Origin of the sequence: Streptomyces sp. NPDC091376 (assembly GCF_044757085.1) — a bacterium.
GTDB classification, from domain to species: domain Bacteria; phylum Actinomycetota; class Actinomycetes; order Streptomycetales; family Streptomycetaceae; genus Streptomyces; species Streptomyces pratisoli.
The window spans coordinates 499712-513684 of sequence record NZ_JBIVUF010000003.1; the positions used below are offsets into that span (position 1 = coordinate 499712).

Annotated in this window: 13 protein-coding genes and 2 rRNA genes; 2 read left to right on the forward strand and 13 right to left on the reverse strand. The window is 72.3% G+C overall.

Going from position 1 to position 13973, the window contains the following annotated elements:
- Positions 1–145: 145 nt before the first annotated feature.
- The 5 genes from ACIQMR_RS10000 to ACIQMR_RS10020 all read right to left on the reverse strand — a co-directional run bounded on the left by ACIQMR_RS10000 (position 146) and on the right by ACIQMR_RS10020 (position 5425).
- Positions 146–1237 (reverse strand): glycosyltransferase family 4 protein, encoded by a 1092-nt coding sequence (locus tag ACIQMR_RS10000; protein ID WP_401384905.1) that lies wholly within the window; start codon positions 1235–1237, stop codon positions 146–148.
- Between the two features lie 259 nt (positions 1238–1496).
- Positions 1497–3215 (reverse strand): DNA repair protein RecN, encoded by a 1719-nt coding sequence (recN, locus tag ACIQMR_RS10005; RefSeq protein ID WP_401384935.1) that lies wholly within the window; start codon positions 3213–3215, stop codon positions 1497–1499.
- A gap of 125 nt (positions 3216–3340) precedes the next feature.
- A complete protein-coding gene (locus ACIQMR_RS10010) occupies positions 3341–4279 on the reverse strand; it encodes an NAD kinase (protein WP_401384906.1) in 939 nt (312 codons plus the stop codon).
- Entirely contained in the window at positions 4276–5091 is an 816-nt protein-coding gene (locus ACIQMR_RS10015) for a TlyA family RNA methyltransferase (RefSeq protein WP_401384907.1), read from the reverse strand. The genes ACIQMR_RS10010 and ACIQMR_RS10015 overlap by 4 nt, the downstream gene beginning before the upstream one ends.
- A 7-nt stretch (positions 5092–5098) precedes the next feature.
- Complete coding sequence (locus ACIQMR_RS10020; protein WP_401384908.1) at positions 5099–5425, reverse strand: hypothetical protein; 327 nt, start codon at positions 5423–5425, stop codon at positions 5099–5101.
- Positions 5426–5467: 42 nt separating this feature from the next.
- Between ACIQMR_RS10020 and ACIQMR_RS10025 the strand changes: the two genes are divergently transcribed.
- Positions 5468–5815, forward strand: a complete 348-nt coding sequence (locus tag ACIQMR_RS10025) for an SCP2 sterol-binding domain-containing protein (protein ID WP_401384909.1) — start codon at positions 5468–5470, stop codon at positions 5813–5815.
- Here ACIQMR_RS10025 and ACIQMR_RS10030 read toward each other — a convergent pair.
- From ACIQMR_RS10030 to ACIQMR_RS10045, 4 genes are all read right to left on the reverse strand, one after another.
- Entirely contained in the window at positions 5799–6692 is an 894-nt protein-coding gene (locus ACIQMR_RS10030; RefSeq protein ID WP_401384936.1) for an ABC transporter ATP-binding protein, read from the reverse strand. The genes ACIQMR_RS10025 and ACIQMR_RS10030 overlap by 17 nt on opposite strands.
- A 65-nt stretch (positions 6693–6757) precedes the next feature.
- Positions 6758–7795 (reverse strand): FecCD family ABC transporter permease, encoded by a 1038-nt coding sequence (locus tag ACIQMR_RS10035; protein ID WP_401384910.1) that lies wholly within the window; start codon positions 7793–7795, stop codon positions 6758–6760.
- Positions 7792–8853 carry a FecCD family ABC transporter permease gene (locus tag ACIQMR_RS10040; RefSeq protein ID WP_401384911.1) on the reverse strand — a complete coding sequence of 354 codons (1062 nt, stop codon included), beginning with the start codon at positions 8851–8853 and terminating at the stop codon, positions 7792–7794. The genes ACIQMR_RS10035 and ACIQMR_RS10040 overlap by 4 nt, the downstream gene beginning before the upstream one ends.
- A gap of 64 nt (positions 8854–8917) precedes the next feature.
- Positions 8918–9955 carry an HAD-IIA family hydrolase gene (locus tag ACIQMR_RS10045; RefSeq protein ID WP_401384937.1) on the reverse strand — a complete coding sequence of 346 codons (1038 nt, stop codon included), beginning with the start codon at positions 9953–9955 and terminating at the stop codon, positions 8918–8920.
- A gap of 134 nt (positions 9956–10089) precedes the next feature.
- Between ACIQMR_RS10045 and ACIQMR_RS10050 the strand changes: the two genes are divergently transcribed.
- Complete coding sequence (locus tag ACIQMR_RS10050; RefSeq protein WP_401384912.1) at positions 10090–11370, forward strand: DUF1015 domain-containing protein; 1281 nt, start codon at positions 10090–10092, stop codon at positions 11368–11370.
- An 83-nt stretch (positions 11371–11453) separates the two neighbouring features.
- Here the strand turns inward: ACIQMR_RS10050 and ACIQMR_RS10055 are convergent, their stop codons facing one another.
- The 4 genes from ACIQMR_RS10055 to ACIQMR_RS10070 form a co-directional block, all read right to left on the reverse strand.
- Complete coding sequence (locus ACIQMR_RS10055) at positions 11454–12218, reverse strand: hypothetical protein (protein WP_401384913.1); 765 nt, start codon at positions 12216–12218, stop codon at positions 11454–11456.
- Positions 12203–13417, reverse strand: a complete 1215-nt coding sequence (locus ACIQMR_RS10060; RefSeq protein WP_401384914.1) for a hypothetical protein — start codon at positions 13415–13417, stop codon at positions 12203–12205. Before ACIQMR_RS10060 ends, ACIQMR_RS10055 begins: the two co-directional genes overlap by 16 nt.
- A gap of 255 nt (positions 13418–13672) precedes the next feature.
- Positions 13673–13789, reverse strand: a 5S ribosomal RNA gene (rrf, locus tag ACIQMR_RS10065).
- 110 nt (positions 13790–13899) lie between these two features.
- A 23S ribosomal RNA gene (locus tag ACIQMR_RS10070) occupies positions 13900–13973 on the reverse strand; the annotation flags it as partial.

Genomic DNA, 13973 nt, shown 5'->3' on the forward strand with positions numbered 1-13973 from the left:
GACGGACGTGCCGGACGCCGTCCGGGCCGTAGCGGCGCGAGCACCCGCGCCCGTCCAGGCCGTAGCGGCGCAAGCACCCGCACCCGCGCCCGCCGGGAAGCGGGCGGTGTTCATCCGCTCGGGCCGCACGCGGCACCTCACGGCCTCAGCGCCGGTGCCCGCCCCGGGAAGGTGCCGTGAGCTCGTCGTAGATGCTCAGGATCTGGGCGATGGTCTCGTCCTCGGTCGGCCAGGTCGCCGCCTGCGCGCGCCCCGCCACCGCGAGACGACGACGGCGCTCGGGGTCCGCCAGCAGCCCGGACACCGCCGCCGCGAGCGCCGCCGCGTCGCCGTACGGGACGAACTCCGCCGCGGAGCCCACGAGTTCGGGGTTGCCGCCGACCCGGGTCGCCACCAGGGGCACACCGAGCCGCAGCGCCTCCTGGGCGAGCAGTGAGCGGGCCTCCCAGCGGCTCGGCAGCAGCGCGAGGTCGGATGCCGCCAGCAGGTCGCCGACGTCGTCGCGACGGCCGAGGAGCCGGACCGGCAGCCCTTCCGTGTCGATGCGCCGCTGCAGCGAGGCCCGCTCCCGGCCCTCCCCCGCGATCGCGACCAGCGGCACGGGGTCGAGCCCGAGCCATTCGTGTGCGGCGTCCAGGAGCGTCCCGTAGCCCCGGCCGGGTTCGAGCCGGCCGACCGCCGTCAGCAACGGCCTTTCGACCGCGCCCAGTTCGGCCCGCGCCTTGCTCTCGGGCGAGCCGTGCCGCGGCGGCGGCACCGCGACCGGCGCGAGGCGGGCGTCGCGCGCGCCACGGCCGCGTGCCCGGTCGACCAGTTCTGACGACGTGCCGAGCACCACCGCCGCCGTTCGTGCCACCCTCCGCTCCAGCAGCCGCACCACCTGGCCGCGTGCCCCTCCGGGCTGCGTCCGGCTGTGCCAGGTGACCACGAGCGGCACGTCCTGGCCGCTGAGCGCCAGCGCGGTCCGCACGGCGGCGTGCAGCCCGTGCGCGTGCACCACGTGTGCTCCCCCGCACGCCGCGCGGAGCGCTCCGACCGCCGCCGGGTCGCCGCGCCGTGGCACGGGCACGAAGTGCGCCCCGGCGCCGAGGAAGTCGTATTCGTGCTCCAGGGGCGCGGGGGCGCACACGGTCACCCCCACTCCCCGCGCCACCAGCCCCGCGGCCAGTGACCTGACGTGAGCGCTGCTGCCCGTGCTGCCGCCGCCCAGCACCTGGACCGTACGCAGCTGTGTCACGCGCCCAGGATGCCAGTCCGTACGCACGTTCCGGCACCGCCGAGGCGTCGTTCCCGTGTCCGGCGCCGCAACTCCGCCACCCGGATCACTCACATGGGTGAGCGTCCGCATCCGGTGATCCCGCCGCGGCAAGGCCCCGTGGCGATCACGGCCGCCTCACGAGCGGACGGACGGTGCGCCCGACGTCATTGGCGCACATCCACAGCGCACGCCCTTCCCCGTGCGCCCGCCGTGCGCCGTGCACCACCCGCGCGGGCCCTCAGACCTCCGCGCGAGCGGTGGCCAGCAGCTCCTCCGCGTGCGCCCGCGCCGTCTCGGAGTCCTCCTGTCCGGCGAGCATCCGGGACAGCTCCCGTACCCGGTCCTCGCCCTCCAGGACCGTGACCCCGGACCGGGTCACCGACCCGTCGTTCGTCTTCTCGACCAGCAGCTGCCGGTCCGCGAACGCCGCCACCTGCGGAAGGTGTGTCACGACGACCACCTGCGCGGTCTTCGCCAGCTTCGCGAGGCGGCGCCCGATCTCGACCGCCGCCTTGCCGCCCACGCCCGCGTCGACCTCGTCGAAGAGGTACGTCGGCACGGGATCGGTCCCCGCGAACACGACCTCCACCGCGAGCATCACGCGCGACAGCTCACCGCCGGACGCGCCCTTGGCGATCGGCCGCGGCTGGGCACCCGGATGCGGGGCCAGCAGCAGCTCGACCTCGTCCGCGCCGGACGACGAGTAGGCCACGCCGCGTCCGTTGACCTCGATCCCTTCCGGGTCCTCGGACTGGCGGATGTCGATGCTCACGCGCGCGTGCGGCATCGCGAGGTGTGCCAGCTCCGCCGTCACCGCCTCCGCGAACCGCGCCGCCGCCTCGGCACGAGCGTCCGTCAGCGCCTGCGCCAGTCCGGAGATCTCGGCACGAAGCGCATCGCGCTCCGCGGTCAGCTCGCCGATGCGGTCGTCGTCGCCCTCCAGTTCGGTGAGGCGCCCGGCGTTCTCCTCGGCCCAGGCCAGTACGGCGTTGATGTCCTCGCCGTACTTGCGGGTGAGCCCGGTCAGCGCGGCCCGCCGCTCCTCGACCGCCGCCAGCCGCAGCGGATCGGCGTCGAGGTTGTCGGCGTACCCGGCGAGCTCGCCCGCGACATCGGCGAGCAGGATGGAGATCTCGCCCATCCGGTCGGCGAGCGCGGCGAGCGCCGGGTCGTGGGAGCGCACGGAGTCCAGGGCCCGTCCGGCGCCCGCGACGAGGGTGGTCGCGTCGACGCCCTCGGGGTCCTCCGGATTCCCGGCGAGCGCCGCGTGGGCAACGGACGCCGCGGACGCGAGGGCCTCGGCGTGCCCGAGCCGTTCGGCCTCGGCGGCCAGCTCCACGTCCTCGCCGGCGCGCGGCTCGACGCCCGCGACCTCGTTCAGCCCGAAGCGCAGCAGATCGGCTTCCTGGGCGCGTTCACGGGCGCGTGTGGTCAGCTCGGCCAGCTCGTTGGAGACGGCCCTCAGCCGCCGGTAGGCGGCCGCGTACTTGGCGTGCGGCACGGCGACCGCGTCGCCCGCGTACCGGTCCAGGGCCTGCCGCTGCCGCGCGGCCTTGAGGAGCCCCTGCTGGTCGGTCTGCCCGTGCACGGCGACCAGCTCGTCGGCGAGCTCGGTCAGCATGCCGACCGGCACGGAACGCCCGCCGAGGTGCGCGCGTGAGCGCCCCTCCGCCGAGATCGTCCGGCTGATCAGCAGCGCACCGTCGTCGAGTTCGGCCCCGGCCTCCTCGGCTCTTACGGCCGCGGGGGCGCCCGCGGGCATGGTGACCCGCCCCTCCACGACGGCCGACTTGGCGCCGATCCGCACGAGGGCGGGGTCGGCGCGCCCGCCGAGCAGCAGCCCGAGGCTGGTGACGACCATGGTCTTGCCCGCACCGGTCTCACCGGTCACCGCCGTGAAGCCTGGTGACAGCTCGACGACGGCGTCGTCGATGACCCCGAGCGACCGTATCCGCATCTCCTCCAACACGGGGAAGACCTTACGAGGTCCGGGGCCGACTGTGCGACGGCCCCCGCCCCTCGCGTACGGACCCGCAGGTGGGGGCACCCCCGCGTCACCCCTGCGAGGGGCGGAATCCGCGGTCAGTGGGAGTGGGGAGCGCCCCGCCACCCCGACACGGGAAGGGCGAACTTCGCCACCAGCCGGTCGGTGAACGAGGCGTGGTGCAGCCGCGCGAGGCGCACCGGCACCTCGCCCCGCCGCACCTCCACCCGCGCCGCCGCCGGCAGCTCGACCGCGCGACGGCCGTCGCACCACAGCACCCCGTGCGGCGTCCCCGGCTGGACCTCCACCGCGAGCACCGACGTCGGCGAGGTGACCAGCGGCTTCGCGAACAGGGCGTGCGCGCTGATCGGAACCATCAGCAGGGCCTCCACCTCGGGCCACACCACCGGCCCGCCGGCCGAGAAGGCGTACGCGGTCGACCCGGTCGGCGTCGCGCACACGATGCCGTCGCAGCCGAACCCCGTCACCGGCCGCCCGTCGATCTCCAGCACGACCTCGAGCATCCGCTCGGGCGAGACCTTCTGGACGGCGGCCTCGTTCAGCGCCCAGTCCCGGTGCACGATGTCTCCGTTACGGCGCACGACCACATCGAGGGTCATCCGCTCCTCGACCTCGTACGCCCGTGTCACGACCCGGTCGACGACCTTGTCGAGGTCGTCGCGCTCGGCCTCCGCGAGGAACCCGACCCGACCCAGGTTGACGCCGAGCATCGGCACCCCCGACGCACGGGCGAACTCCGCCCCGCGCAGCAGCGTCCCGTCGCCGCCCAGCACGATCAGCAGCTCACAGCCGTCGAGCACCTCGGGCGTGGCCTCGGGCACCGTCTCCACCGACTGCGGCAGCGGCAGATCGGCCGCCTCGAAGGCGAGCACCCGCACCCCGAGGCCCGCCCTCAGCAGGCCCTGGACGACGAGTTCGGCGCTCCGGATGGCCGCGGGCCGACCGGTGTGCGCCAGCAGGAAGACGGTACGTGTCCGTGCCCTCGTGTCCGTGCTCGTATCGTTCGTATCGCTCAACGCGGCCCCTCCGCCACTGCACGATCGACATCCGCCGGGTCGAGTTCCGGCGCCCCGGCCCGGAGCCACAGAAAGTACTCGACATTGCCGGAAGGTCCCGGCAACGGACTGGCGGTCACTCCCAGCACGCCCAGGCCCAGCTCGCCGGCCTGTCGCGCCACGGTCCGTACCGCGTCGGCACGCAGCTCCGGGCTGCGCACCACTCCCCCGCTGCCGAGGCGCTCCTTGCCGACCTCGAACTGCGGCTTGACCATGAGGACGAGATCGGCGTCGGGCGCCGCGCACCGCACGAGTGCGGGCAGCACGAGGCCGAGCGGGATGAAGGACAGATCACCGACGATCAGGTCCACCGCCTCCCCGTCGATCGCCTCCAGGGTCAACTCACGGACATTCGTACGGTCCTTGACCGTGACGCGTTCATCGCTCTGCAGGGACCAGGCGAGCTGGCCGTACCCGACGTCGACGGCGACGACACGGGCCGCACCGGCCCGGAGCAGCACATCGGTAAATCCGCCGGTGGACGCTCCCGCGTCCAGCGCCCGCCGTCCCCCGACCTTCAGCCCCCTCGGCACGAAGGCCTCGAACGCGCCCGCGAGCTTGTGGCCGCCACGCGACACGTACTCGGGGTCCGCGTCGTCCTGGGCGACGACGATGGCGGCGCTGGTCTCGACCTGGGTGGCGGACTTGGTGGCGGTGTTGCCGGCGATGGTGACGCGTCCCGCCGCGATCAGCTGGCTCGCGTGCTCACGCGAGCGGGCCAGCTTGCGGCGTACCAGCTCGGCGTCGAGACGGCGGCGTGCCACTCCTGCCACGTTCGGTTCAGCTCCTGTGGTTGTACGAGTCTTCCGGGCGGGCGTCCAGCGCGGTCAGCGTGTCGCGCAGGCCCCTGTGTACATCCTCGTACACCTCCAGGTGGCCGTCCGCAGGGAGGTGGTCGGCGTCGGCCAGCCGCTCCAGGCGCGCGTCGACCCCGGCATGGCCGGTGGGGACGCGCTCGACCCCGAGGGGCGCGGGCGCGCCGGGGTCGTACGCCTCGACCGCCGGCTCGGGCTCGCCGCCGGCGGGCGGGGCCTCGGCGGTCTGCGGCGCCGGTGCCGCCCCGGACGTCTCGTACTCCGCCCGGGACGTTTCGATCGAGTCGCTCATGCCCAGACGCTACCGCGAAGGCCTGGGGTACCGTCGATCACGATGGCGACGACGGAGGAGTGCCGCAGCGCACTCGACAGACTTTCGGACAATCTGGCGAAGGCGGACGGGGACGTGCGCAGCGCGGCCGCGCTCGACCGTTCCCTGAGCTGCCACATCAAGGACCTGGACATCACTTTCACCGGGCGCCTCACGGCGGGCCGGATCGAGGTGCTGGACACGCTGGACGGCCCGCCTGCCGAGAAGGCGGAGATCAGGCTCGCGATGACCGGGGACGACCTGGTGGCGATGGTCGACGGGCGGCTGAACTTCGCGAAGGCCTGGGCCTCGGGCCGGGTGCGGCTCGAGGCCGGCTTCCGCGATCTGCTGCGCCTCAGGGCGCTGCTGTAGTCACCGCACCGGTCGGCGCCGCGTCGGTCTCCGTCCCGGACGCCGCCTCGGCGGAGTCCGTCCCGGGCGCCTCCTGGGCGTCCGGGGCGGCCCGACGGGCCCGCGCCAGCGGCACCACCAGCGGCGTGCCGGTCTCCGGGTCGTCGATGACCTGCGCACGAACCCCGAAGACCCGCTCGACGAGTTCGGCGGTGACGACGTCTCCCGGCGCGCCCTCGGCGGCGATCCGCCCGTCGCGCATCGCGATCAGATGGGTGGCGTAGCGCGCTGCCTGGTTGAGGTCGTGCAGCACCGCGACCAGGGTGCGGCCCTGCGTCTCGTGCAGCTCGGCGCAGAGGTCGAGGATCTCCAGCTGGTGCTGGATGTCGAGGAACGTCGTCGGCTCGTCGAGGAGCAGCAGCGGGGTCTGCTGGGCGAGCGCCATCGCGATCCACACCCGCTGGCGCTGGCCGCCGGACAGCTCGTCCACGTACCGGTCGGCGAGCTCGGCGACCCCGGTCGCGGCCATCGACTCCTGCACGACCCGCTCGTCCTCCCGGGACCACTGGCGCAGCAGCCCCTGGTGCGGATAGCGGCCGCGGGCGACGAGGTCGCCGACGGTGATGCCGTCGGGGGCGATCGACGACTGCGGCAGCAGACCGAGCGTCCTGGCGACCTTCTTCGCGGGCATCGAGTGGATCGTCTGCCCGTCCAGCAGCACCCGGCCCGTACTGGGCTTGAGCATCCGCGAGAGCGCGCGCAGCAAGGTCGACTTGCCGCAGGCGTTCGGACCGACGATCACCGTGAACGAGTTGTCGGGTATCTCCACCGAGAGGTCCTCGGCGATCACCCGCTGGTCGTAGGCGAGGGTGACCGATTCCGCGGTGAGGCGCTGCATGGACGTACTCCTGGGGTTCTTCTCGGTCTGGTGCTGGTCTGCGGTCGTCTGCTCGGACCGGGCCGTCATATCCGTCCCGCCTTGCGCTCGGTGACGAGCAGCCAGAGCAGATACACACCACCGAGCACGCCGGTGACGACACCGACCGGCAGCTGCCGGTCGCCGAAGGCGGAGGTCGCCACCCAGTCGGCCGTGGCGAGCAGGGCGGCGCCCATCATGGCGCTCGCCGCGATGTTCGGCCCGGGCGAGCGCGTCAGCCGGCGGGCGAGCTGCGGTGCGCTGAGCGCGACGAAGACGATCGGACCGGCCGCGGCCGTGGCGACGGCGGTGAGCAGCACGGCGGAAGCCATGAGGACGGCCCGGGTCCGCTCGACGCCTATCCCGAGGGCGTACGCGGCGTCGTCCCCCATCTCCAGCATCCGCAGCGGTCGCCCGTACGCCAGGCACAGGGGTATGAGCACCGCGCAGACGGCGAGCAGCGGCCAGAACTGGGCCCAGTCCCGCCCGTCGAGCGAGCCCGTCATCCACACCACGGCGCGGGTCGCGTCCACCAGATTGGCCTTGGTGATCAGGTAGTGGATGGCGCCGGTGAGCATCGCGGCGACACCGATACCGACCAGAACCAGCCGGTAGCCGTGCACTCCCCGCTTCCAGGCGAGCAGATACACGGCGGCACCGGTCACCAGACCGCCGACGATGGCCCCGCCCGCGGTGGCGAAGGCATCGCCCTTGAACAGCACGATCACCGTCAGCGCACCGACGGACGACCCCTGCCCGAAGCCGAGGACGTCCGGACTGCCCAGCGGATTGCGGGAGATGGACTGGAAGACCGCCCCGCCGACCGCGAGCGCCGCCCCGACGAGCAGTGCCACCAGCACCCGGGGCAGCCGCACGTCCTGGACGATGAACTCCTGCGCGGGCGTGCCGTTGCCGAGCAGCGTCTCGACGACCTCGCCCGGCGTCATCGGGAAGTCACCGCTGCCGACCAGCACGACGGCCGCGGTGGACGCGGCGGCCAGCAGCAGCACGACGACGAGCGCCGCCCTCGGGTCGACACGGACGGACAGCCCGCCCGGGCTGCGTATCGCTTTCACGGCCTTCACAGCTGCGCCATCCTCTTGCGGCGTACGAGATAGATGAAGACGGGCCCGCCGATGAACGCGGTGACGACGCCGACCTGCAGCTCGGACGGGCGTGCCACGACCCGGCCGACGACGTCGGAACCGAGCAGCAGCACGGGCGAGAGCACGGCGGCGTACGGCAGGATCCACCGCATGTCCGGGCCGGTGATGGCCCGCACCAGATGCGGGACCATCAGCCCGATGAAGACGATCGGCCCGCACGCGGCGGTCGCCGCACCGCACAGCAGCGTGACCGCGAGCATGGCCAGGATCCGCGTACGGGTCAGCCGGGCGCCGAGTGCGCGAGCGGTGTCGTCGCCCATCTCCAGGGCGTTCAGCGGCCGGGCGATCAGCAGCGCGAGAAGAGTCCCCACGCCGATGAACGGGGCGACCTTGGAGATCGTCGCCGGATCGGCCGAGGCGAGCGATCCGACGGTCCAGAAGCGCAACCGGTCCAGCGCGGCCGAGTCCAGCAGCTGTACGGCGTTGACGTAGCCGAACAGCGCGGCGGTCGCCGCGGTGCCGGCGAGCGCGAGCCGCACCGGCGTGGCTCCGCGGCTGCCCCCGAGCACGTACACGACCACCGAGACGACCCCGGCGCCGAAGAAGGCGAACCACACGTAGGCACTGAGCGAGGTGACACCGAAGAAGCTGATCGCCGTCACGACGGCGGCGGCCGCGCCCGCGTTCACCCCGAGCAGTCCGGGCTCGGCCAGCGGATTGCGGGTGAGCGCCTGCATCACCGCGCCCGCCAGACCGAGCGCCACACCGACCAACAGCCCGAGCACGGTCCTCGGCACCCGCACATCGTGAACGATCACGTCGTTGCCGGTACCGGAGTTCTGGAAGAGCCCGTGCCACACATCAGCGACCGGGACCGACTTGGCGCCGATCGCGATGCTTGCGACACAGACCAGCAGCAGGACGCCGACGGCCAGCAGCAGCCCGGCGGCGCGCAGCGCATGGCGCTTGCGCGGCTCGGGCGGGGACGCTGCGGACGTCTGATCCGCGCTCTGTTCAGGAGGACTGTCGACCAACACGCGGTTAGGTTAGCCTACCCTCGCATTCTGCTCGGAGGCGGGAGCCGGAGCACCGCGCCCGCCTTCACCGGCCCAAGCGTGCCAGCGCCTTCCCCGCGTCGAGCGTTCCCGCCGCGTCCCCCGCGTGCGTCCACGCCGCCGCGCACAACGCCCGCAGCCCGTCCAGCGGTTCGCCCTCCCCGTCCAGTACGAGCGAGCCCGCACGCACCGACGCCGTGAAGCCCCCGCAGCCGAACCCGTCGCCCGCACCGGCGGGTACCACCTCGGGCTGACCGGTCAGCAGGCCCCGGAGATCCGCGTCCACGTACGTGGGCCGGTGCCTCGGCTCCGCCGCCAGCAGCTGCGCCGCGTCCGTCACCCCGGTCAGGACGAGGAGCGAGTCCACCCCGCCGTTGAACGCGCCCTCGATGTCCGTGTCCAGCCGGTCCCCGACCACCAGCGGCCGCTCGGCGCCCGTGCGCAGAATCGTCTCCCGGTGCATCGGCGGCAGCGGCTTGCCCGCGACCCGCGGCTCGGCGCCCGTCGCGATCCGTACGACCTCGACCGCCGCACCGTTGCCGGGCGCGATGCCGCGCGCGCTCGGGATCGTCAGATCCGTGTTGGACGCGAACCACGGCACCCCGCGCGCGATCGCGTAGCAGGCCTCCGCGAACCGGCCCCACGCCAGCTCGGGCCCGCCGTACCCCTGCACCACGGCCGCCGGCTCGTCGTCGGCGGACTCCACCGGCTCCAGCCCGTGCTCCCGCAGCGCGACCCGCAGCCCCTCGCCGCCGACGACGAGCACCCGCGCTCCGGCCGGGACCTGCTCGGCGATCAGCCGGGCCACGGCCTGCGCCGAGGTGATGACATCGGCGGGCTCCGCCGGCACTCCCAGCTCGGTCAGATGGTGGGCGACCGCGTCCGGCGTCCGCAGCGCGTTGTTCGTGACGTACGCGAGATGCATCCCGCCCTCGCGCGCCGTGCCGAGCGCGTCCACGGCGTACGGGATCGCCTCCCCGCCCGCGTACACCACCCCGTCGAGATCGAGCAGGGCCGTGTCGTACACCGTGCGCAGCGCCTGCACGCTGCCTCCCGGCCTGGTCCTGCCCTGCTGCCCGCCCATGCTGGTCCGCTCCTCACTCATGGCTCCTGATCGCGCCGATCGGAGCCTTCGATCCGTGGCTCATACCGATCGCCGCGTACTCCCCCGGTCTCCCCCGATCATCGCGCATCGTCACGGCCACATACGATGCATCAATGAACACGCGAGGTGACAAGACCCCCAAAGGTCTGCACATGCTCCCGTTCCGCGGACTGCGCTACGTCCCCGAGCGGGTCGGCAGCCTTGCCGCCGTGACCTCGCCGCCGTACGACGTCGTCGTACGGCCCGACGGGCTGCACCATCTGGAGTCCGCGGACCCGTACAACATCGTCCGGCTGATCCTCCCCCAGGCGGCCACGGCCACGGCACGCCACGAGCAGGCCGCCGAGACCCTGGACCGCTGGCTGGCCGAAGGCGTCCTCGCCCCCGACCCCGAGCCCGCGCTGTACGTCTACGAGCAACGCAAGGGCGGCATCCTGCAGCGCGGCATCATCGGCGCCCTGGCGCTGTCCTCCCCCGAAGAGGGCATCGTTCTCCCCCACGAGGACGTGATGCCGCATGTGGTCGCCGACCGCACGGACCTGATGCGCACCACCGGGGCCAATCTCGAACCGCTGCTGTTCACCTACCGCAGCGACGGACCGGCGAACGGGGCCGGCGCGGTCATCGAGCGCGTGATCCAGGAACGGCCGCTGCTGGCGACGACGACGGAGGACGGCTTCAGCCACCGCCTCTGGTCGGTCACGGATCCCGTCGACCTGGCGGAGATCGCCACCGACCTCACGCGCCAGCAGGCGCTCATCGCCGACGGCCACCATCGGTGGGCCACCTACCTCAGGCTGCGCGACGAGAGGCCTGAGCCGGGCGCGTGGAGCTACGGCCTGGTGCTGCTGATCGACACGGCCCGCTATCCGCTCCAGGTCCGCGCGATCCACCGGCTGCTGAACCGGCTGCCGGTCGCGGACGCGCTCACCGCCGTCGACGGGCTCTTCCGTGTCCGCGAGATCGACGGCCCGCTCCAGGACGCCCTCCGTGCGCTGGCCGAGGCCGCGGACGAGGGCAACGCGTATCTGCTCGCCGGAGACGGCCGGTTCCATCTCGTCGACCGCCCGGACGCCGCCCTGCTGACGCGCACCGTACCGGCCGACCGTCCGGACGCCTGGCGGCGCCTCGACGCGACCGTCCTGCACGCCACCCTCCTCGACCACATCTGGCGCATCCCGGACTCGCCCGAGGAGATCACCTACATCCACGACACCGAGGCCGCGGTCGTCCAGGCCGAACGCCGCGGTGGCACGGCCGTACTGATGCATCCGGTACGGGAGGACGTCGTCCGGGACCTCGCCAGACAGGGGGTCACGATGCCTCGGAAGTCGACGTCGTTCGGCCCGAAGCCGGCGACGGGCCTGGTGCTGCGCAGCCTGAACGTCGACTGAGCCGAGACGACGAAGGCCCGGCCCCCACGAGTTCGCACTCGTCGGGGCCGGGCCTTCTTGCTCACCTGTACGGCGCAGCCGGGTCAGGACTTGTCGTCGTCCTCGTCCACGTCGTCGTCCTCGTCCACGTCGTCGTCCGCGTCCTCGGCGTCCTCGGCGTCACGGTCCTGGCTCTCGCTCAGGTCCTCGACCTCGCCGGCGCCGGCGGCATCGGCGGCATCGGCGGCGTCGACGGAGTCGTCGGCGGAGTCAGGCTCATCGGAGGTGTCGGTCTCGTCGGACATCGCGTCGACGAACTCCACGCCGTCCAGCTCCGCGAGCCGGTCTGAGGCATCGGTCGCGCCGTCCTTGTCCGCCTCGACCGCCTTCGCGAACCACTCGCGCGCCTCGCCCTCACGACCGGCCGCCAGCAGCGCGTCCGCGTACGCGTACCGCAGTCGCGCGGTCCACGGCTGTACGGAGTTCGACGCCAGCTCCGGGCTCTGCAGGGTCACGATCGCGGCTTCGAGCTGATCCATGTCACGGCGGGCGCCGGCGGCGACGAGACGCATCTCGACCTGTCCCGCCTTGTCGAGCTTCTGCACCTCCGCCTCGCCGGCCATCGCCAGGGCGCGCTCGGGCCGACCGAGCCCACGCTCGCAGTCGGCCATCACGGGCCAGAGTTCGAGGCTCCCGGTCATCCGGCGCGCGGCACGGAACTCCGCCAGCGCCTCCGAGTACTTCTGCGTCGCGTAGGCGGCGAAGCCGGCGGCCTCGCGCACCGCGGCGACACGCGACGCGAGCCGCAGCGCCACACGGGAGTACGCGTACGCCTGCTCCGGGTCCTCGTCGATCAGCCGCGCGACCATGACGAGGTTCTTGGCGACGTCCTCGGCGAGTGTCTTGGGCAGGCTCTGGAGCTCCTGCCGGACGTCCTTGTCGATCTCCTCACCGGTGACGTCCTCGGGGATCGGCAGCCGCTTGATCGGCTCCCTGTCACGATCCCGACCGCGGTCCCGGTCCCGGTCGTCACGACGGCCGTAGCCACCGCGGTCGTCACGTCCGCGGTAGCCACCGCGCGCCCGGTCGTCCCGCCGGTCGTCGCGACGGAAGCCGCCGCGGTCGTCGTCGCGACGGGGCCCACGATCGTCACGACGATCATCGCGACGGAAACCACCACGGTCGTCATCACGACGAGGCCCACGCGACTGGTCGTCGCGGCGGAAACCACCACGATCGTCACGGCGGTCGTCACGGCGCGGAGCACGGTCATCACGACGGCCGTACGTGCCACGGTCATCGCGACGGTCGTCACGACGAGGCCCACGATCGTCCCGCCGGTCGTCACGACGGAAGCCACCACGGTCATCGTCACGACGAGGCCCACGATCGTCCCGACGATCATCGCGACGGAAGCCACCACGGTCATCGTCACGACGAGGCCCACGATCGTCCCGACGATCATCGCGACGGAAGCCACCACGGTCATCGTCACGACGAGGCCCACGGTCATCACGACGATCATCGCGACGGAAACCACCACGATCGTCACGGCGGTCGTCACGGTGCGGAGCACGGTCATCACGACGGCCGTACGTGCCACGGTCATCGCGGCGGTCGTCACGACGGAAGCCACCACGGTCGTCATCACGACGAGGCCCACGATCGTCCCGCCGGTCGTCACGACGGAAGCCACCACGGTCATCGTCACGACGAGGCCCACGATCGTCCCGACGATCATCGCGACGGAAGCCACCACGGTCATCGTCACGACGAGGCCCACGATCGTCACGACGATCATCGCGACGGAAGCCACCACGGTCATCGTCACGACGAGGCCCACGATCGTCACGACGATCATCGCGACGCGCATAGCCACGGTCGTCCCTCGGGAAGCGTCCGCCACGGCTGTCATCTCGACGGTCATCCCGGCGGTCGTCGCGGCGACCGTATCCACGATCGTCACGCGGGAAGGAACGACCGCGGTCGCGGTCCTGGTCCCGGTCATCGCGTCGGGGTCCACGGTCGTCGCGGCGGAATCCGCCGCCACCGCGGTTGTCGCCGCCACCGCGGTTGTCCCGGCTGTCGTCCCGGCGCGGTCCTCCTCGGTAGCCGCCCCGGTCACCACCACCGTCCCGGCGACGCGGCTCGCGCTCCGGACGATCGTCGGCAGAGTTGGTGGGCATGGGTATGGCTCCTGTCTTCGTGTACCGCAGTCATTCTCGCGCAGCCGGCCAACCGACGCGCTTTGAGGAAAAGCAAGGAAAAACAAAAAGGACCCGTGGTCCCAGCTGAACGCTGGGACCACGGGTCCTGAAAGATTGTTCGGCGGCGTCCTACTCTCCCACAGGGTCCCCCCTGCAGTACCATCGGCGCTGAAAGGCTTAGCTTCCGGGTTCGAAATGTAACCGGGCGTTTCCCTAACGCTATGACCACCGAAACCCTATCGGGTTCGAGCGAACAAGCACACTTTTCAATTAAGTAAGTGATTCTGGTTCGACCGGTGCGACTGTTCGCAACCCGGGAACCACACAGTGGACGCGAGCAACTGAGGACAAGCCCTCGGCCTATTAGTACCGGTCAACTCCACCCATTACTGGGCTTCCATATCCGGCCTATCAACC